The sequence below is a fragment of the Bacteriovorax sp. BAL6_X genome (genome assembly GCF_000443995.1).
Classification (GTDB): domain Bacteria; phylum Bdellovibrionota; class Bacteriovoracia; order Bacteriovoracales; family Bacteriovoracaceae; genus Halobacteriovorax_A.
The window spans coordinates 1-20,749 of sequence record NZ_AUMC01000010.1 but is presented as its reverse complement, the minus strand read 5'-3'; the positions used below and the strand labels follow the sequence as shown (position 1 = coordinate 20,749).

The window sequence follows — 20,749 nt, the reverse complement described above, 5'->3', positions numbered from 1 at the left end:
TGACCAAAACTATTCAATCGGCCTTAAAGACGATAGAATTTCTCAAATTTAATTAAACTAAAATATGAAATAGGAAGAGTGATGCATCATAAAGATCTCGTACCAGAATACTTAAAAAATCTACAAGTTTACCAAGCTGGTAAACCAATCGATGAAGTAGTTAGAGAAAAGGGACTCACAAAAGTTTCTAAACTAGCTTCGAATGAAAACCCACTTGGGCCATCTCCTTATGCTATTCGTGAAATGACTCGTGGACTCTGGGACCTTCACCGCTATCCAGATATGCATGCCTATGCGCTAAAATCAAAACTAGCAAAGATGTATGATCTACAACTCGACAATATTATTCTTGGAAATGGTTCAGAAGGAATTATGGCCTATATTGCTCGCGCCTTCCTTAAGCCAGATGATGAAGTTCTAACTTGTGATAATACTTTCATTGGCTTTTATATTCTTGCCAGAAGTGTTGGAGCAAAACTTAATAAAGTCCCACTGACAGAAGACTACCGCTTCGACGTAAAAGCACTTGCAGAGAATATATCTGATAAAACTAAGATCATTTATATTGCAAATCCTAATAATCCAACAGGAACTTATATTACAAAAGAAGAGTTCGATTACCTTATGAAATTCGTGCCTCCTCATGTTCTTGTAATTCTAGATGAAGCTTATTTTGAATTTGCTCAAGAGTTTGATGATTACCCTGATTCGATGAACTACCGTTATGACAATGTTCTTACACTTAGAACATTCTCTAAAGCTTATGGACTTTCAGGTATTCGTGTCGGCTATGGCTTTGGTCACCCTGAATTAATTGGCTACCTTACAAGAGTGAAACTACCTTTTGAACCAAATCTAATTGGACAACTAGGAGCAGTGGGTGCTCTTGAAGATAGGCCACACCTTGAGCGTACACTTAGAAATAATCGCAAGCGTTATGATGAACTTATGGAGTTTTTAACAGCGAGACATTTTGCTCCAATAAAGTCAGTTACAAACTTTGTTACAATTAAAACTGGTAGTAGTGAAGCAAGTGACTTTATATTTGAAGAGCTTCTAAATGAAGGCGTCATTATTAGAAAGTTAGTCGCTAACGAGATGCCAGAATTTATTCGTATCAGTATTGGAACGAAGGATGAAATGTATCACTTCTATGAAGCGTTCGATCGCGTACTACCAGCATATAATAAAAGATTTAGAAAGGAACTTGCATGAAAATTTGCCAATATGTAAATCATGGAACTCATCGCCCAGAACCTCGTCTAGGTATCTTATTAGACAATGGACTCGTAATTGACCCTAATAATGTTTGGGCATGTGATTATGAAAGAGAAGGATATTTCAACTTTTGGCAAAGAGCTAACCATACTTGCCCACCTTCTCTTTTAGAAGTTTTACAAACGAAAGATGATCCTATCGACTTCCTGGGTGAATGTTATGGCCTTTACCTATTCTTAGAAAAAGTTGGTGACCTTACTCTTAGAGATGGAACACCAATTGCTTTTAAATCTGATGAGATTAATCTTAAAGCACCAATTGATAAAATCCCAAACTACCGCGACTTCTACGCACATGAAAAGCACGTCGCTGCTGGTTTTAAAAAAAGAAATGAGCCAATTCCGGAAGCATGGTATGAAATCCCGGCTTACTACAAAGGGCCAACACATGGATTCATTGGACACAACCAAGAAGTTCTATGGCCACATTATACAAATATTCTAGACTACGAGTTAGAACTAGGAATGGTCATTGCAAAAGATGGTATTAATATTCGCGAAGAAGATGCAAAAGATCACATCTTTGGATTTACAATTCTAAATGATATTTCGGCCCGTGATATCCAAAAGAAAGAAATGGCCGTACGCCTTGGACCAGCAAAAGGTAAAGACTTTTGTTCTGTCATTGGACCAGTAATCACAACATTTGATGAATTCGATTTTAAAGAGCCAAATCTTAAAATGACAGCAACAGTTAACGGTGAAAAATGGTCAGAAGGATTCTCTGGAGACTCTCACTATAGCTGGGCACAAATGATTGCTCACGTCTCGCAAGATGAATGGGTATTATCTGGAGACCTATTCGGCTCGGGTACTGTTGGAACTGGATGTGGTTTAGAAATTGATAAGTGGCTTAAGCCAGGCGATGAAATCACTCTAGAAGTAGAAGGGATTGGAAAACTAACAAACAAGATTGGACCACAAAGAGGTACAAGATAATGGCAACAGATAATAAAATGGAAAGCTTCAAAGCAAGTGGTGTTTATACAAAGCAAGCTCACGTTGATATTCCGGAAGGCTTATACGAAGAAGAACATGGACGAAATGGCTTTTTTGGCCGTGTAAGCCAACTCTACCATACTCAACCTCCTGTCAACTGGACTAATATTTCAGGAGATTTAAAACCAAAGAATCTTCCATCTCTTTTTAGTCATAATGACCTACAGGATGATTTCCGTGCAATTTTAACAAATAATGACTGTGAACTTAGTCTAGGAACATTAACAAAATCACTCGATTATTTTTTAAGAAATGCTGACTTTGATGAGCTCTACTTTGTACACGAAGGTAGTGGTACTTTTGAAACAACCTATGGCCATGTACCATTTGTAAAAGGTGACTACATCGTTATACCTCGTGGAACAACTTATACCGTGAAAATTTCACAAGCTGCAAAGTTCTTTCAAGTTGAATCAAACTCTGAATTTGAAGAACCTTCACGTGGACTTCTTGGTCCCAATGCCCTTTATGATCAAACAGCAAAGTTCACACCTGAAGCAGCACTTGGAAGTGATCAAGATTGGCCACAGTATGATGTAAGAGTAAAAAGACTTGGAGAAATCACAACAATTACATATCCATTTAATCCTCTTACTGCTAAAGGCTGGAAAGGTTCTGTCTATCCATGGAAGATCTCAATCTATGATATCTGTCCAATCATGAGCCACCGTTATCATATTCCACCATCAGGGCACACAACTTTTGTAGCAAGAAACTTCGTTGTTTGTTCTTTTGTTGAAAGGCCTCTTGAGGATAAGAAACATAAAGTTTTAAAGGTTCCTTTCTATCATTCAAATATCGATTTTGATGAGGTTCTTTTCTATCACCAAGGGAATTTCTTCTCACGTGATAATATCGATGCAGGTGCTTTAACTTTTCACCCTCAGGGTGTTCACCATGGTCCGCACCCAAAGGCCTTCGAAGCAGGTGAAGATAAGTTATACACAGATGAGTATGCTGTCATGGTTGATACTCGCTATCCTTTAAAACCAACTAAATGGTTTGAAGAAAATGAAAACAAAGACTACTGGAAAAGTTGGATGTAATTATGGCAATTTTTGATACAACGAAACAAGATTTTAAAGACAATTATAAATTATTAATCGGCTCAGTTGTTCCAAGGCCAATCGCTGTTGTTTCAACTGTTAATGAAGATGGTACAAGTAATATTGCACCATTCTCATTTTTCACAGTGGTAAGTGCAAATCCAATGATCATCGGATTCACTCCAATGATTCGCTCAAGCGACGGAGAACAAAAAGACACTCTAAAGAATATTCTTCGCCAAAAAGAGTTCGTCGTAAACTTTGTGACTCAACATAACTACGAAAAAGTAAACTTATGTTCAACAGAGCTTCCTCATGGTGAATCAGAATTCGACTTTGCTAAACTTACAGAATTAGATTCTGAAGTTGTAACGCCAAAGAGAATGAAAGAGTCACCAATCCACTTTGAGTGTAAACTTAGGGATACACTAAGCTATGGAGATATTCCAGGAACAGGTACTTTCGTGACAGGTGAAGTTGTTCGTGTTCACGTGGAAGACGAACTCCTTGATAGTGGTAGAATCGATCAAGATAAATATGCCCCAATAGGTAGAGGCGCAGGAAATGACTGGATCGTCTGTGATCACAGGGTTCAAATTGAGCGTTTAATGAAGGCCCAAATTCAAAAATAATTAATAATTTCAAGCCCTTAGGGGCTTGAATACTATCTATACACCCCTAGTAATTTTTCCATTTTTGACCACCTTGCTGTCAATTTTCGCTAATATTTCCTTGAACACACCTTAATAAAGAAGAGGAATTTTTATGAAAAGACTACTGATTACAGCTATGATCCTAACAGGAGCTACGGCCCAAGCGGATCTATTTGATAACCTTACGGCAAATTTAAATCTTTCACCTTCTCAGTCTAATAACTTAAGAAATGGACTTGCTTCAATCCTAAGTGGCAGTGGTAGCTCCTCAGTAAGAGAAGCTGAAAAACTAAGCTTTAATAAATGTTTTGAAATGTTAAAAGAAGCAAAACAAGAACAGGTTAAAAGCGACAAAGACTTTATCAAATCAGGCTATGCGACAGGAAGTTTTTATTCAAATGTTATTGAAGGTGACTATCAACAATTCCATGATAGAAACGAAGAAGTTAGTAAGTTTGGTCGCACTCTCATGAGAGGAATTACGAATCTTGATAGTATTAGATTTAATAGTACAACTTCTGTAAAACATGCTCCTCATCTTGATTACTATTGTTCAAGCTATATGGATATTGAAAATGTATCTAAAGTAATTGTAGAAAATAAAGAGTGCCGCAAGGTTGATTTAGCGCTAAATGCAATTGATGCTAATACAAAGAAGAAGTACAAAGCAACAGCTTCTAACTTTTTCTGCGAAGGTGAAAGCATAGTGAAAACTGATTTTACAGGTAAGAGATTCGAAGTAATTTACGAAATGAATGAAATTTAAAAATAGAAAAGCCGTTTTAAACGGCTTTTATTTTATCTAAAACATATAGCCTAAATTTAGGCCATAAGTGAAATCATCTGAATTCTTATTATCGTAAGAAGAATTCAAAAATGAGTAACCTGTCTCCATCTGAATATATACCCTATCAAAATCAAATCTTACACCAGGAAGTACTAAAATAACCTCCGGAGACTGTTCTCCGTCATAAGAGATTGTTGCTCCATCCTTTAGGACACCATCAACTTTGTACTCCATAAATACAGTATTTAAATAGAATAGAACCGATGGATTAGCACGATAACCAATATTCAAAGCTGCTCCAAGTGACTTGGCCTTCAAATCAGTAGTATATACTGTCGAATCAGTATTTAGTGAGCCATCTTCATGATAGCCAAAGCCAAACTCTCCTTGAAGAGACATCTTTAAACCAACAGTTTTTCTGTCACCACCAATAAATTGATATTTAACTTTTAAAAGATCAGAAGTATCAGGATAAGTTTGTAGTCCAATATCAAGTCTTGGAAGTAGCCCGACATCACCTTTAAATGACAAAAGAGGCTCAGGCCCACTAACAGTCTCCGCTGTAGTTGTACCACTAATAATAAAGTCATAGCCTTCAGCAAGATCGACATCATAGCCGCTAGCAACACCTATTGCGATATCGACCTTACCTAACCCACCAGTAGTTTCAGGACTATCCATACGAGCAGTAGGAATATTGTAATCAAGCTGAGCACAACCTACGAATGTAACTAATACTAATAAGAAACTAAGAAATCTCATAAACTCTCCTATAATTAATTTATTAAATTATATTGGAGTTTTAGATAATTTAAAGATAGAAAAAAAAAGGCCCGCAGAAAGCGGGCCCTTAGTATTATTTAATTTTTAATTCTGAGTGAAGTTTTGCAAAAGTTTTTTCTTCACGGATTGCATACATAAGATTTGCTTTCATACGCTCATCTTTTGTGTAAAATTCTTTTACTTGGTCAGCAGTTAGACCAGAAAGGCTTGCGCTTTCTTCGATTTTTGCATCAAAGTCTGCATCAGTTGATTCAACTTCGTACTTATTTGCAAGGTGGTCTAGAATTAGCCCTGACTTAACTTGGAAAAGAGCTTTTTCATCTAAGTCACCTGCCCATTTTTCAAAGTACTCACCTAGCATATCTTCAGTGAAACCTTGTTGCTTAAGATTATTTGCAAGATCATTCTTTAGGTGCTCTTTTTGTTGAGCAATCATAGTTGATGGAACGTCAAAGCTATTTTCAGAGATTAGTTTTTCAAGAATTTCTTGATTTAACTTCTCAGCTGCTTGTCTTTCATTTTGCTTAGTTAAGTTCTCTTGAGTTTTAGCTTTAAAATCTTCTACAGATTCAAAACCTAGCTCTTTAGCTACTTCATCAGTAAAGTCCGGAAGTTTTCTTTCTTTGATTTCAAGAAGTTCAACATGGAACTTAACTTTTGCTTCTTTCAGTTCTTCTACGTGATACTCTGATGGGAAAGTTACTTCTAGAGTCTTCTTCTCACCAGCTTTCATACCAGTCATTTGTTCTTCGAATCCTGGGATGAATTGACCAGAACCAATCTCTAAAAGGTATTCTTCACCTTTCATATTTTCAGGTTTTTCACCATCAGCTTTTTCACCTTCGAAGTTCATAACAGCGAATAGTCCGTTAGCAAGTGCTGTACCTTCAGCTGCTTCAACCATTTCTGCTTTTGGAGCAAGGTAGTTCTTACGTACTTTATCAACATCTTCTTCAGTTACTTCAACTGTATCTTTTGTGAAAGATAGTTTTGAGAAATCTTTAAGTTCTACAGTTGGGAAGATTTCAACAACAGCATCAAATGATACAGACTTTCCATCTTTGTAATCCATATTTTCAAAGTTAGGGTAACCAACTACTTTAAGATCTTCTTTATTGATTGCTTCAAAAAGTTCTTTTTGAACGAAACGATTTAGAGCATCACCTTCAACTTGTGGACGGTATAGTTTTTCAACCATAGCGATTGGCGCTTTACCTTTTCTGAAACCTTTGATTGAAACTGATTTTTGCTTCTCTTTAAGAGCAACTGAAATTTGCTCAGATAGATCTAGGTTATCGAATGAAAAAGATAATTTTTTTGTGCAGTCATTAACTTGTTCTACTTTATAAGTCATGAATAAATCCTCACTTCGCTATGCGACAATATTAACATTATGAATAGCCGAAATTAGCTAGAATATGGCAAAAAGTCAATGAATATAAGGGGTTTCAAATGGCCTAATACTCTACCTTAACCAAAAATAGGCCCTGTGGTGGTGCTGTCGGAGCAACCTTTTTAACACTCGGAGTTGTCAACTGGCCCACAATAACTTCTCTTGAAATCTTTCCTTGAGCGTACGACCAGATACTAGAAACAATTAAGCGAACCATCTGCTTTAAGAAGCCGTTACCAGTTATTTCCATAATAAAGACATTTTCTTTAAGCCCTGGCCCATAACTCATTTCACTTTCAAATACATAGCAGCTTGTCACCTTGCGAATTGTCGACTTAACAGGTGTTCCTTTCGTAGAAAAGCCCTCAAAATCATGCTCACCGATAAATAGCTGACATGCTTCATTTAACTTATCTAACTCCAAATCATTTCCAAGATAAGTTACATAATTCCTTAAGTAAGGATTAGGCTGTTTCTTGATTGAGAATACATATCGATATGTCTTACTCTCAGCGTTAAAAACTGGTTGAAAATCGTCAGGTGCATATTCAGAGTCTAAAACTTTTATTGCTTCAGGTAATTGACTATTAAGCGCACGCATAAGTGCTTTTGGATCAATTTCAATTGGAAGAGTTACACGAGTAACTTGAGAAATTGCGTGAACGCCTGTATCAGTTCTTCCGCAACCAACAACTTGTATATCATCAGACTTAGATAATTGTTTTAAAACTTTTTCAATTTCACCTTGGATACTTTGCTGGCCAATCTGCTTCTGCCATCCAAAGTAATCTGTTCCATCGTAAGAAAACGTAACTTTATAGATACTCAAAGTTAAAGCCTATACCAAAAGAAACTCCGCTTACGCTAAAGTCCTCTCTTTTAAATCCTGAAATATCCATTGTCTTGGCCATAAGACTAATACTCATTTCACTAACATCACTAAATTTTTTCAAGTCCATTCCAAAACTTGGAAAGATATTATAAATCGAAAAGTCTATTGAAGCTGAGGCATTATAACCATAACCAACTTGGCGTATATCCTTGTCATCATCACCTTGTTCACGGTCATCTCTATTTTGCCAAATAGGAGCAATTACTGGCCCACCTTGGGCAGTAATAGAAACTTTTTTTCCAAAGTTTAACTTTGCACCAAGATTCAAATCGATTGGGAATAACCATAGATTAAATGTAGTTCTAGAAATTGATCCGCCTCCAAACTTCCCCTTTCCAGAGTTAAAAGAAACACCAAGATTTCCTTGAAAGAAGGTCGAGACAATATTTCTTTGAAAATAACTTCGATAATTAAATGTAAGATAACCTGCCTGAATCGAGTCAGCTTCTGAGTCATCATTTTGAAATGTTGATTCGAAAGTTCCCGTACTATCTGAATAATCGTAAGTATCGTAGATATACGTAAAACCAATTTGAGAATCAGATTGTTGATAAGTATTTTTTAATAAATCTTCAGTCTTATACTCAACATATGAGTTTGGGCTTGGATCTCTTAAAATTGAATCTTCATCAGTGGCCGTTTTTAACCACTCCTTATCTTGAGAACTCATTACAGCATTTTTAAGCTCTTCATCTGTATACTGCTGAGGAGTTGAACCAAAGATATCTGGAATAGAATTCTTATCTTCCTCCTCACTTCTATCATTATCATTTTCATAAGGAGAAGAAGATGAATCTAACTCTCCAGGAAGAGGTTGATTAAAATCAACAGAAAAACTATTCCCACCAACAACTAATAATGTACAAATTAAGAATTTTTTAAGACTCGCTTTCTTCATCTTTTTCTTCCCAGTCGAATAATTCAACTTTAGTATCCTTACTAAAAATATTATACACTAAACATCCAACAACATAGGCAGTAATCAGCACAAAAATCATCAGTTGCTCGTAAATAAGGATTAATACTAGAATGAGAAGAATCATCGCAAGAACCTTGCGGCGATTTTTTCTTACATAATCCGAATTTTTAAATGAATTAAACGGAATATTTGAGATCATTAGTAGGGAATAGAAAATCACGTATGCCGCTGCATAATAGCTCTGATACTCACCAAAGTTGAACTCTAGTGTCACCATAATAAAGCCAATAATCGCTAAGGCGCCTCCAGGAATTGGAAGCCCTTGGAAGTAATTAGATGGTACCTTATTAATATTTGCATTAAATCTTGCAAGTCTTAGAGCACCACATAGTAGATACAAAAACGAGATAACAACTCCTGGTCTTCCAAGATTTTGAAAATACTTAAAGTAAATAATTAAGGCCGGTGCCATACCAAAAGAGATAACATCACTAATAGAGTCAAATTGTTCACCAAATTGAGACTGAGTCCCTGTAAGGCGAGCAATTCTTCCGTCAACACTATCAAAGATTGCACCCAGTAGTAGAATCATACAAGCAGGATAGAACATACCCTTTGTTGCCATAATAATTGAGGCAAATCCACATCCCATATTTAATGCTGTAAAAACATTTGGTAAGAAAAAAGTTAGCTTATGTGGTTGTCCGTCATATCTTGTCATTTGAATTTCCTTCTTATTCTTCTAAATAGCGACCTATGATTGTTTCTCCGCCCCTAACCTTTTCATTCATGGCCACAAGGGGTTCAGAGTTTTCAACTTGCATCTTAACAGTAGCACCAAATGGATAGAAACCAATGTCAACTTGTCTTCTTCCAAGATCCCCTGGTAATACAATTAGCTCTGGATCACGTTTAAAAAATGAATTTATAAAAAATAGTCTAATCTTTCTATCATTAGAGTCTTCTAAGGTAACTTTTGTACCAAAGTCTTTATCATTAAAAACAACGTTATCTACTCTCGCCGAAATTGGTAAATATATCCCAAATCCACTCAATAGTCCCATTCTAATTGATAGCTCAGAAACGTTATCAGATATTTTACTAATACCAATAACTTTCCCTGTTACAGGAGCATAAATTGATCCACGAGTAGTTACTTGATCTTCTTTAAATGAGCTCAATTTCCTTCTAAAAAGGAATAGAAATACACCTACAATTACAAGGTAAATCAAAAATAAGTAAAAGCCGAATAATAGTAATAACAGAAATGCTACTACTATAATAAAGTTGATTGTGGACTTAGATAGATAAAATATTTTCACTTTAATAATTTATCAATATTCAACTGACATGTCATACTAAGACTTTTTAAATTCGACATGAAGAGGACGAAAATAATAAGGCCTCTGCCTCATTCTTTCACTTACAACTTTTCTAAAAACCGGTCCGGGATTCTTGCGAAGTACATCACGAGTATCTCCTTCACAATACGCAGAAAGCTCATTTACACCATGAGTATATAATTGTGACTTATCCACAATACCCGAGTAAAATGCATCAAATTCAGTTTGTGATAGAAGCTTCTCTTCCTCATTTGTACGAATATAATACTCTTTCTTAAATGCAGGAAACATCCAATGAGTCGAATCCTGTCCAAGAATACTTGGAATATCAGAGCTATAAAATGAGAAAACTTCAATATCATCTAGCTCAAAAACTTGAGCAAATCCCTCTCCCACTCTCATTCCGGTATACGAGCCAGGGCCAGCAATTGAGATTAGGCCTTTAATATGACTCACATCAAGGCCGTGCTTTGAAAGTAGAGAGTGAATATTTTCATGAAGAACTTCAGAAGTCTTTTTTGTTTCAACAACAACATCTTCAATCCAAGAGAAGTTTTCGTCTAAAATTCCAAAGTGGAGAAGATGTGATGTATCAATAAATAAGTAAATCATTAGAAGAATCGCGTAAAATCGTTAAACAACGCCCCAATCATTAGTAGTAGAAGAATTGAAAGACCAAATTGCTGAGCAATCTCTAATTTTCTTCTTGATAGTGGACCACCATTAATGGCCTCTAAAATTAGAAAGACAATATGCCCACCATCTAATACAGGAATTGGGAATAAGTTAATAACACCAAGGTTGATAGAAATTAACGCCATCAACTGGAAAAAATAAGAAATTGAAGTATTGAAAGAATCTGAAGCAACTTTACCTATAGTTAGTGGCCCACCAATATTCTTTAATGAAACTTCCGCTGTAATTAGTTTTTTAAAACCTTCAAATGTTTTAACAACGCCATCCCATGTACGATATAAACTTCTTGGAATAGCTTTGAAGAAATTCATTGGCTCAGTTGTAACATATTTACCAGCGGCATAAATACCGTGGCTGTAAACACCAATTAGCTTAACAGTTTTTCCATTTTCAGTTCTAACGTCAGGAGTAATGTTAAACTCTTTAACCTCACCCTTTCTTATAACTTTTAGTGAAGCTTGACCTTCATTTTCTTGGATCTCACCTCTTAACTCATCAAATGAGTTAACTTCTTTTCCATTTACCGAAGTAATAATATCTCCGGCCAAAAGACCTGCCTTATCTGCAGGAGACTTCATTTGAACACTTTTAACAACTAAGTCCATAGGAAAGTAGTTATGAGTAAAAAGAGCGTGCTTAAGTCCATTCGTTACATCTAAGTGTGCAACGGCCTTAGCTTCCTTATCAAATATCGGCTGACTTGTTTCACTATCGATAGACTTCACAGGAAATAGATCGAGGTGCCCAGCTTCAATGGCCAATTCTTCTAAGCTATAGTCAGTATTTGGTTTATTGCCTTTAGAAACAATAAATAGATTACCATCTGCTGATTTAACAATTGGGAGTAGTAAGAATGGAGGATACTTCACCATTTCTTCAAAGAATTGTTCAGGCTTCATATCAACCTTCACAACTTCTTTACGACCAAGGCGCACAACAGTTAAAGAACTAATGTGGCCATCACTCTCCAGTACGATATCACTTGGAGAAGTTACCAGATGTTCATTAACTTTATTAACAATGTCGCCACTTCTAAAGCCTAACTTATAAAAACGTGTCTCTTTGGCAACATTTCCAATTTTAATTTCTGGAACTTTTTCACCTGTTAAGAAAAGAGCAAAGAAGATAAAGAATGCAAGAATAAAGTTAGCAAGTGGACCTCCAAAAACAATCCAAAATCTTTGCCACTTTTTCTTATGAATAAAAGAAAACTTCTTTTCTTCTTCAGAGATACCATCTTTGTTAAATGGATCATCTCCAAACATCTTCACATATCCACCAAGAGGAATTAAAGAGATGGCATACTCAGTATCACCTTTTTTCCATCTAAATAATTTTGGACCAAAACCAATTGAAAAGACTTCAACTCTTACACCAAAGAGTCTTGCAAATAAAAAATGCCCTAGCTCATGAAAAAATACGAGAGGACCTAAAAATAAAATAAATATAATAATTTTCTCTAACATACTAATCCTTATAAAATCTTGTAACTCAATAATAGTGTGTAAAACGGTATAACAAAGAGAAGACTATCAATTCGATCGTAAACTCCACCGTGCCCAGGAATTAAGTTCGAGCTATCTTTTACACCTATTTGTCTTTTCAACTTAGACTGAATTAAGTCACCAACTTGACTCAAAATACCTAAAATAAAAAAGATCAGTATATATTTTACCGCAAAATCACCTATTAAATAATACCATACTAAAGTTCCCAATAGGCCTGATGTTGTGGCCCCGCCAATTAAACCTTCAACAGTCTTATTAGGGCTTACAGTCGGCCACAGCTTCGTCTTTCCAAAGTTCTTTCCAAAAAACCAAGCACCAGTATCCATACCAAAGTTAAATACTAATAGAATAATTACAAGAGCTTGCCAATTGGCACGATTAAGAAGTGAATGAAGATTAAGAAATGGAATCAAGAATATTACCATGCTTAAAATTGTTACTCGTTTTAGAAGATTAACAAAATTCATCGAGTCCATTGGAGAAATGAACAAGTAGCCAATTAGAACAAGATTTAAAAAGCACCCAATAGAAGGAATAAGAAGTCCATCAAATAAGTGATTGTTATTCATCGCCCAAAACTGTATTCCAAGTAAAAGAACAAAGTTAATAAGTGTAAAAATACTTGTTACCTTGAGGGAAAGAAAGTTTTTTGCGAATTCATAGAAGCAAGCTGCACTAACAACAATTAGAAGGGCCTCAATACCAACAACTCCAATTGAATATGCTAATGCGACGATACCTATCATTACAATGGCAGATAGGACTCTTTTTTGAGTATTTGTCATTTTAAGTCCGTTTAATTTATTAATCTAATATTCTTTCTAATCTTATTTTTTGAAGCGGCCAGTGATTCAGTTTCACAAACTTGCCCAAAACGTCTTTCGCGTTTTTCGACTTCATAAATAATATTTTCAAATTCTTTACATGTGAAATTTGGCCACATCGTTTCCGTGAAATATAATTCACCGTATGCAATTTGCCATAAAAGAAAGTTTGAGATTCTTTGATCTCCCCCAGTTCTAATCATTAGATCAACATCACCTAATTCAGGGGCGTGAAGGGCCTGAGAAATATTTTCCTCAGTAACTTCAATATCCTCAGCAATTAGTTTGTTTACAGCACTAATAATTTCAGCGCGTCCACCATAACCAAATGCAAAAGTAAGTTTTAAACCAGTATTATCTTTCGACTCATCTTTTAGTCGATTAATAATTTCAATTGTATCTTTAGGAAGTTTTGAAATATCACCAATAATATTGAACTTAATATTATTTTTTAAAACCCTCGTTCTCTCTTTAATAAGAAATTTCTTTAAAAGAAGAAAAAGAGTTCTAATTTCAGAAGGTGGGCGGCCCCAGTTCTCAGTAGAGAAAGCATAAAGAGTCAGGGCCTTAATTCCCATGTCGTCAGCTTTTTGTACAACATCACTAACAACAGAACTTCCACGCACATGTCCCCATACACGACGATGAGCGCGGTTCTGTGCCCAGCGCCCATTGCCATCCATAATAATTGCAACATGTTTTAATTTAGACGTTTGAAAGTTCATCATTTATTCAAGTAAAGATTAAAGAGTTAGAAGTTCTTTCTCTTTTGCTGCAATGATCTCATCTACTTGCTTTGTATACTTATCTGTTACAGTCTGAATTTCAGTTTGAAACTTCTTTGAATCATCTTCAGAAATTTCTTTTGCTTTTTCAGCTTTCTTTACAAGTTCATTTCCGTCACGACGAGCGTTACGAATTGCGATTTTACTATCTTCACCAATCTTTTTAATTTCTTTTACCTGCTCTTTTCTTGTTTGTTCAGTAAGTGCAGGGAATGCAATTCTAATTAGATTACCGTCATTTGATGGGTTAAGCCCTAAGTTTGCATTGATGATTGATTTTTCAATTTCACTGATAAGAGTTTTATCAAATGGTTGAATTTGAAGAAGCCTTGCTTCAGGAGTTGAAACCTGCCCAACTTGATTAACTGGAGTTGGAGAACCATAGTAATCTACAGTAACACCATCTAATACAGAAGCTGATGCTCGACCAGTTCTAATTTTTGTTAATTGATGCTTTAGTGAATCAATTGACTTTGACATACCAGTTTCTAATGATGATTTAATTTCATTAATCATAATATACCTCTTATAAATTATTTAATTACTTTAGTTCCAATGCTCTCGCCTGCTACGGCCTTTGCAATATTACCTTTTTCAAACATATTAAATACCACAATTTCCATCTCATTATCCATACAAAGTGAGATAGCAGCAGAATCCATTACCTTGATTCCTTTATTTAATACATCGATATATTTTAATTGATCAAACTTGACTGCGTCATCATATTTCATAGGATCTTTATCATAGATTCCGTCAACTTTTGTCGCTTTAAAAATTACCTGTGCATCAATTTCATTTGCTCTTAGGGCCGCGGCCGTATCTGTCGTAAAGTAAGGATTTCCCGTACCTGCTGCGAAAATAACAACACGCTTCTTTTCAAGGTGCCTCTCTGCACGGCGTCTGATATATGGCTCACATACCTCTTGCATATTAATAGCCGACATTACTCTCGTAAATACACCTTTTTGCTCAAGAGAATCTTGCATTGCAAGTGCATTTATGACAGTCGCCAACATTCCCATATGATCTGAAGAAGTACGATCCATACCTCTTGTCGCTCCCGCTACACCACGGTGAATATTTCCACCACCAACAACGATAGCAACTTCTACACCCATTGCTACTAGTTCTTTAACCTCTTCAGAAATTTGGTTAAGAACATCGTGAGTTACACCATAACCAGCTTCACCAGCTAAGGCCTCACCAGAAAGTTTTAATAGTATTCTTTTATATTTCATATGTCCCCAATAACACTACAATCAAATTGCAAAAAAAAAGGGCTTAAAAAAGCCCTTTCTTATATTTAGTAATTAATTTTACTGTTGAGTCATCTTAGCAACTTCTTCAGCTAAGTTGTCTTCTTTCTTCTCAATCCCTTCACCAAGGTTGATTTTATGGAAAGCTTTAACAGTAATGTCACCACCAACTTTACCAGCTACGTCAGCAACAAGCTTCTTGATAGTAAAGTCTGGGTTCTTAATGAATACTTGCTCAATTAGACATACTTCTTTAGCAAGTTTTCCAAGTTTACCTTTAACGATCTGATCGATCATGTTTTCAGGCTTACCCTCTTCTTTAAGTTGTGCACGGTAAACTTCTTCCTCTCTCTTTTTGTAATCTTCGTCAATATCATCTGAAGTTAAGAAAGATGGGTTAGCCGCTGCAACGTGCATTGCGATATCTTTTGCAAGTTCCGCAATTTCAGGAGCATCAGTCTTATCAGTTCCTAGCTCAACTAGAACACCAATTTTTCCACCGTGGTTATATGAACCAAGAACGCCTGTTGTTTCAACTGCAGCAAATCTTCTTAGGTCGATTTTCTCACCACATTTCATAGTAAGTTCAGTTGTTTCAGCATTCTTAGCATCTTTAAGTTCTTCAATAGAAGCTGGCTTATTTGAAAGAGTCCAAGCAGCAACATTACTTGCGAAACCTTGGAAATCGTCACCTTTAGCAACAAAGTCAGTTTCACAGTTAACTTCAAGAATAACACCCTTGTTACCTTCTACTACAGATACAACTGTACCTTCAGCAGCAACACGGCTTGCTTTCTTAGCAGCTTTTGCTAGACCTTTAGTTCTTAGGAAATCTACTGCTGCCTCTAGGTCACCATTAGTTTCTGTAAGAGCTTTCTTACAGTCCATCATACCTGCACCAGTTTTTTCTCTTAATTCTTTAACAGCACTTGCCGTAATAGCCATTTTTTACCTCGCTAATTAATTATTAATTATTCTTCTTCACCAGCTAAATCGATGTCTTTTTCATACTTAGAAAGAATTTCTTCTTCTAGAGCTTTATCAGTAACTTGGTTACCAGCTGCTTTAGCTTTGCTTGCGCTACCAGCGATAGCACCTGCGAAGTAATCAGAGAAAAGAGTGATCGACTTGATTGCATCGTCGTTACCAGGAACAACGTAGTCAACACCTTCTGGGTCACAGTTAGTATCAACGATTGCAACAACAGGAATACCTAGCTTATTAGCTTCTTTAACAGCAATTCTTTCATTGTTTGGATCAACAACAACGATTGCACCTGGAAGCTTTCTCATATCCTTGATACCACCAAGGTTTTTCTCTAGCTTTTCAACTTCTTTACCAACTTTAATTCTTTCTTTCTTAGTTAGTAACTCGAAGTCACCTGTTTCTTTCATTTTCTCAACTTTTCTTAGCTTATCGATTGAAAGGTTGATTGTTTTGTAGTTTGTAAGCATCCCACCTAGCCATCTGTTAGTTACATAATATGCACCACATGACTTAGCAGCAGTCTTAACAGTTTCAGAAGCTTGTCTTTTTGTAGCTACGAAAAGAATTGGCTTACCTTCAGAAGAAGTCTTCTTTAGGAAGTCATAAGCTTTTTTTGCTAAAGGAATAGTTTTAGCAAGGTCAACAATATAGATCCCGTTTCTTTCACCAAATACATATGGCTTCATCTTAGGATTCCACTTGTGAGTCTGGTGACCAAAGTGTGCACCTGCTTTTAAAAGATCATTAATGTTTAATTCTGACATACGAACTCCACAGTTGGTTAAATACACTGACTCGAACCGAATGGACCAACCCTTCGAGCAGCTGTTTATTTCGCGATATTGCGATGGTGCATTTTTAACACGATGACACTGCGGATTCAATATTTTTTTGTAATATTTTTAGAGGAATTATTGGCCCTAACTTACTGAAAGAAAGGGCCTTTTAATTATAGTGTTGGTGAGTTTCCATCAACGAGAACGCGACGCGGCTTAGCTCCCTGAGCAGGACCTACAACCCCACGTTTTTCAAGTTCCTCAATAAGATTTGCTGCTCTATTATAACCAATTCTTAATCTTCTCTGTAACATAGATGCTGATGCTGAGCGAGATTCCATAACAACCTTTACGGCTTCATCATAAAGTGCATCACCTGAATTTGATGAAGATGCTGGTGTGATATGTGAACCATATGAGTATTCATCTGTTTCAACTTCTCCACCATTCTCAAGAAATTCCATTGCTTTTTCATCAAAACCAGAATCAAGGGCCTCTAGCTTCTGCGTTAGGGCCTCAATTTCTACTTCATCGACATATGAAGAGTGAACACGTTGAGTGTTAATACCATGTTTATAAAGCATATCCCCTTTACCAAGTAGTCTTTCAGCACCAATTTTATCAAGAATCGTACTTGAGTCGGTACGTGAAGATACCCTAAAGGCAACACGTGTCGGAAAGTTTGACTTAATAACACCTGTAATAACGTCAACAGAAGGTCTTTGTGTTGCAAGAACAAGGTGAATACCTGCAGCACGGGCCTTGGCAGCGATACGAGCAATATTATTTTCAATCTCTTTCCCTGCTTTAGTTAATACAAGGTCAGCAAATTCATCAACAATAATTACAATATAAGGTAGCTCATAATCTTCAGCAGTTGTGTCTTCATAGTGATGGTGAATTTTAGCAAGCATTTCTGGAGTCGCTCTTTTAAGCTTTTCATTGAAGCCAGAAATGTTTCGAACACCAAAGTCAGCAAGAATTCCATAGCGACGATCCATTTCCTGACAGGCCCAAAGAAGCGCTATTGATGCAGTTTTAGCATCAGTTACAACAGGCATTAACAAGTGTGGAAGTTTTGCATAAAGTGCCATTTCTAGCTGTTTAGGGTCAATAAGTATGAGCTTCATTTTCTTAGGTGACTTCTTAACTAGTAGTGAAACAAGAAGTGAGTTAATGAATACTGACTTACCAGCACCAGTTGCACCAGCAACTAGCATGTGTGGACACGTCGCTAAATCAATAACAAAAGATTCACCAAAAGCGTTCTTACCCATAGCAATTGGAAGTGAATACTTAGCATTCTGAAACTCTTTAGAGCTCAACACTTCATCTAAATATATGATATCACGAGGATTTCTTGGTACTTCAACACCGACAGTATCCTTACCCATCATGGCAGGAACAACACGAATAGGAGCCCCATAAAGAGCTAGAGATAAATCATCAGCGAGACCTGCAATTTTCGAAACCTTAACACCAGCTCCAGGTCTAAACTCGAAAGTATCAACAACTGGACCTTTTAATACGTTTACAATTTCACCTTCAATTTTAAACTCTGTAAGCTTTGACTCCAAGAGAGTAATGATTTGTTCAAAGTAGGCCTTATCAGGTTCATTTGAAACTTTTTCAATTGTTGCTTCAGTAGCAGTATCGACAATATTAAAGTATTGATTATCAGTAGATGTATCGGCCATACGATTAAGAGGAGCTGTAACAAGAATCTTTTTAACTTGAGGCTCTCTCTCTACAGCTTCTTCAGATTGTTTATTATTTTCATCACTCGTCTTTAAAGCATCAGCATTTTCTTGAGAACTTTTAACTACTGTATTAGATTCATCGAATGTAGGACGAGTTATCTGAGGTTTAATTACAGCATCTTCAATATCATCATCTTCATCAACTGATACTTCTTCAGCTGTTGTCTTTGTTTTTAAAATATTTTGTGGCTTTATCTTATTAAGTGAAGCAAAGAGAGAACTTTCTTTCTTATCTTCTTCTTTTTTCTTATCATCTTTGAGAATACTATCCATTCTTTTACGAAGACTGTTGTCGTGTTCAATTTGAGCAACAGGCTTTTTCTTCTCAAAAGGAGCAGCTAATGTTTGCTTTATCTGTATAGTTTTAGCGGGAACAGCTTTCGTAAAATTAAAAGCCTTAATAATACATTCTTTAAATCCACCTCTAAATGTACCAAATAGAAACAGGCCAAAAGCAACGCCTGTATAGATCCCTAACCAAAGTGAAGTAAAAGCGTTCTTTAAAATATATTGTAAGCCTATCCCAAGTGCATCATGAAAAAAGAAAAATGATACAGTCCCAGAGAAGAAGACTAATGGAAAAAAGTTTAAGACATCAACCATATATTCACGCTTGTCATAAATGAATGTATGGCAAAGAGAAAATACAAAAAAAGGAATCAGAACCCAAGGACCACTAAAATAAGAACCAAACTTAATCAGTGAGAAGAAATAGTAACTTAAAATATTTCCCGAGTTATCTGATGTAATCGTAAAGTAATTATCCGGTAAATCATTTCCAAAATAGAAAGAAATAAAAGAGAATAAAGTTAAGATAAATAGGATAACTAGTTGAGTTTTAAGGATATTTTTCTTCATATATCTATTGTATATGAAATGTAAGTAAAGGCAAAAGAAAAGGCCGAAAACCCTTCTAGAAGCAAGACAAAAACAAATAATGATTTTTAAAAGAATTTATGGCCACAAACAAAAAAAGCCAGATCATAAGATCTGGCTTTTTATATAGAAGGTGCGTCTTCCTAGTCTCACACCAAGTTACCCTGGCACTACCTTCGGCGCAAGCGGGCTTAACTGCTGAGTTCGGGATGGTATCAGGTGTTTCCCCGCCGCTATCGACACACCAAAAATTTAATTCTTGGTATATTTAATTCTTTTTTTCGACCTTTGCAAGTCTATTAAGCGATATTTTCACACTTAAAAAACAATATCAAATAGAAGTGAACTTAAAAGTAAAAGTTAAATAAAGCAAAAAGACTAATTAGTATCGCTCAGCTCAACACATTACTGCGCTTACACATGCGACCTATCAAGCTCGTAGTCTACAAGCTGTCTTATAGAAATCTTATCTCATGATGGGCTTCCCACTTAGATGCTTTCAGCGGTTATCCCTTCCGAACTTAGCTACTCGGCAATGCAACTGGCGTCACAACCGATACACCATAGGTTCGTCCAACCCGGTCCTCTCGTACTAAGGTCAGATTCACTCAAATTTCTTACGCCCACGGAGGATAGAGACCGAACTGTCTCACGACGTTCTGAACCCAGCTCGCGTACCGCTTTAATAGACGAACAGTCTAACCCTTGGGACCTGCTCCAGCCCCAGGATGCGATGAGCCGACATCGAGGTGCCAAACCTCCCCGTCGATGTGAACTCTTGGGGGAGATCAGCCTGTTATCCCCGGAGTACCTTTTATCCGTTGAGCGATGGCCCTTCCACTCGGAACCACCGGATCACTAACACCGTCTTTCGACCCTGCTCCACTTGTTTGTGTTGCAGTCAAGCTCCCTTATGCGTTTACACTCTACAGCCGGTTTCCATGCGGCCTGAGGGAACCTTTGTGCGCCTCCGTTACTCTTTAGGAGGCGACCGCCCCAGTCAAACTGCCCACCAGACATTGTCCCCCCACCGGATTACGATGGTAGGTTAGGATTTCAAATAGCAAAGGGTGGTATTTCAAGGATGCCTAATCGTACGCCGGAACGCACGCCTCAACAGCTCCCACCTATCCTACGCATTACTATTCAAAAGCCAATGTCAAGCTACAGTAAAGGTTCACGGGGT

General features: G+C 36.5%; 20 protein-coding genes and 2 rRNA genes. 5 read left to right on the top strand and 17 right to left on the bottom strand.

Going from position 1 to position 20,749, the window contains the following annotated elements; translation table 11 throughout:
- Positions 1-81 precede the first annotated feature (81 nt).
- From hisC to M902_RS10615, 5 genes are all read left to right on the top strand, one after another.
- Positions 82-1,215: a histidinol-phosphate transaminase gene (hisC, locus tag M902_RS10635; RefSeq protein WP_021268302.1), complete on the top strand. Its 1,134-nt coding sequence runs from the start codon at positions 82-84 to the stop codon at positions 1,213-1,215.
- Positions 1,212-2,216, top strand: coding sequence for a fumarylacetoacetate hydrolase family protein (locus M902_RS10630; protein WP_021268244.1), 1,005 nt, complete (start codon positions 1,212-1,214; stop codon positions 2,214-2,216). Before hisC ends, M902_RS10630 begins: the two co-directional genes overlap by 4 nt.
- A complete protein-coding gene (locus M902_RS10625) occupies positions 2,216-3,322 on the top strand; it encodes a homogentisate 1,2-dioxygenase (protein WP_021268410.1) in 1,107 nt (368 codons plus the stop codon). The genes M902_RS10630 and M902_RS10625 overlap by 1 nt, the downstream gene beginning before the upstream one ends.
- Positions 3,323-3,324: 2 nt before the next feature.
- Positions 3,325-3,954, top strand: coding sequence for a flavin reductase family protein (locus tag M902_RS10620; RefSeq protein ID WP_021267767.1), 630 nt, complete (start codon positions 3,325-3,327; stop codon positions 3,952-3,954).
- A gap of 133 nt (positions 3,955-4,087) precedes the next feature.
- Complete coding sequence (locus tag M902_RS10615) at positions 4,088-4,741, top strand: hypothetical protein (protein ID WP_021267841.1); 654 nt, start codon at positions 4,088-4,090, stop codon at positions 4,739-4,741.
- 36 nt (positions 4,742-4,777) lie between these two features.
- On the opposite strand, the gene M902_RS10610 is transcribed toward M902_RS10615, so the two are convergent.
- The 17 genes from M902_RS10610 to M902_RS10530 all read right to left on the bottom strand — a co-directional run.
- A complete protein-coding gene (locus tag M902_RS10610; protein WP_021267893.1) occupies positions 4,778-5,524 on the bottom strand; it encodes a hypothetical protein in 747 nt (248 codons plus the stop codon).
- A 94-nt stretch (positions 5,525-5,618) separates the two neighbouring features.
- Complete coding sequence (tig, locus tag M902_RS10605) at positions 5,619-6,899, bottom strand: trigger factor (RefSeq protein WP_021268654.1); 1,281 nt, start codon at positions 6,897-6,899, stop codon at positions 5,619-5,621.
- A gap of 103 nt (positions 6,900-7,002) precedes the next feature.
- Positions 7,003-7,767: a tRNA pseudouridine(38-40) synthase TruA gene (gene truA, locus M902_RS10600; protein WP_021268029.1), complete on the bottom strand. Its 765-nt coding sequence runs from the start codon at positions 7,765-7,767 to the stop codon at positions 7,003-7,005.
- Positions 7,754-8,728, bottom strand: a complete 975-nt coding sequence (locus tag M902_RS10595; RefSeq protein WP_021268422.1) for a hypothetical protein — start codon at positions 8,726-8,728, stop codon at positions 7,754-7,756. Before M902_RS10595 ends, truA begins: the two co-directional genes overlap by 14 nt.
- Positions 8,709-9,470 (bottom strand): CDP-diacylglycerol--serine O-phosphatidyltransferase, encoded by a 762-nt coding sequence (gene pssA / locus M902_RS10590; protein ID WP_021268157.1) that lies wholly within the window; start codon positions 9,468-9,470, stop codon positions 8,709-8,711. The genes M902_RS10595 and pssA overlap by 20 nt, the downstream gene beginning before the upstream one ends.
- Positions 9,471-9,483: 13 nt before the next feature.
- Positions 9,484-9,930: a hypothetical protein gene (locus M902_RS10585; RefSeq protein ID WP_021268110.1), complete on the bottom strand. Its 447-nt coding sequence runs from the start codon at positions 9,928-9,930 to the stop codon at positions 9,484-9,486.
- A 177-nt stretch (positions 9,931-10,107) separates the two neighbouring features.
- Complete coding sequence (locus tag M902_RS10580; protein WP_021267968.1) at positions 10,108-10,704, bottom strand: hypothetical protein; 597 nt, start codon at positions 10,702-10,704, stop codon at positions 10,108-10,110.
- Positions 10,704-12,254, bottom strand: coding sequence for an RIP metalloprotease RseP (gene rseP / locus M902_RS10575; protein ID WP_021267838.1), 1,551 nt, complete (start codon positions 12,252-12,254; stop codon positions 10,704-10,706). Before rseP ends, M902_RS10580 begins: the two co-directional genes overlap by 1 nt.
- Positions 12,255-12,262: 8 nt before the next feature.
- Entirely contained in the window at positions 12,263-13,081 is an 819-nt protein-coding gene (locus M902_RS16050; RefSeq protein ID WP_021268267.1) for a phosphatidate cytidylyltransferase, read from the bottom strand.
- A gap of 11 nt (positions 13,082-13,092) precedes the next feature.
- The gene (gene uppS / locus M902_RS10565) at positions 13,093-13,848 is read right to left on the bottom strand and encodes a polyprenyl diphosphate synthase (protein ID WP_021268667.1); all 756 of its coding nucleotides are present in this window, start codon (positions 13,846-13,848) and stop codon (positions 13,093-13,095) included.
- Positions 13,849-13,863: 15 nt separating this feature from the next.
- The gene (gene frr, locus M902_RS10560) at positions 13,864-14,421 is read right to left on the bottom strand and encodes a ribosome recycling factor (RefSeq protein ID WP_021268360.1); all 558 of its coding nucleotides are present in this window, start codon (positions 14,419-14,421) and stop codon (positions 13,864-13,866) included.
- Positions 14,422-14,438: 17 nt separating this feature from the next.
- Positions 14,439-15,146 carry a UMP kinase gene (gene pyrH, locus M902_RS10555; RefSeq protein WP_021268728.1) on the bottom strand — a complete coding sequence of 236 codons (708 nt, stop codon included), beginning with the start codon at positions 15,144-15,146 and terminating at the stop codon, positions 14,439-14,441.
- A 78-nt stretch (positions 15,147-15,224) separates the two neighbouring features.
- Positions 15,225-16,109 (bottom strand): translation elongation factor Ts, encoded by an 885-nt coding sequence (gene tsf, locus M902_RS10550; protein WP_021268363.1) that lies wholly within the window; start codon positions 16,107-16,109, stop codon positions 15,225-15,227.
- A gap of 26 nt (positions 16,110-16,135) precedes the next feature.
- Positions 16,136-16,915: a 30S ribosomal protein S2 gene (gene rpsB, locus M902_RS10545; protein WP_021268438.1), complete on the bottom strand. Its 780-nt coding sequence runs from the start codon at positions 16,913-16,915 to the stop codon at positions 16,136-16,138.
- A 185-nt stretch (positions 16,916-17,100) separates the two neighbouring features.
- Positions 17,101-19,545: a DNA translocase FtsK gene (locus tag M902_RS16045; protein WP_021268009.1), complete on the bottom strand. Its 2,445-nt coding sequence runs from the start codon at positions 19,543-19,545 to the stop codon at positions 17,101-17,103.
- A gap of 148 nt (positions 19,546-19,693) precedes the next feature.
- Positions 19,694-19,810, bottom strand: a 5S ribosomal RNA gene (gene rrf / locus M902_RS10535).
- Positions 19,811-19,924: 114 nt separating this feature from the next.
- Positions 19,925-20,749: ribosomal RNA gene (locus M902_RS10530) — 23S ribosomal RNA — on the bottom strand; the annotation flags it as partial.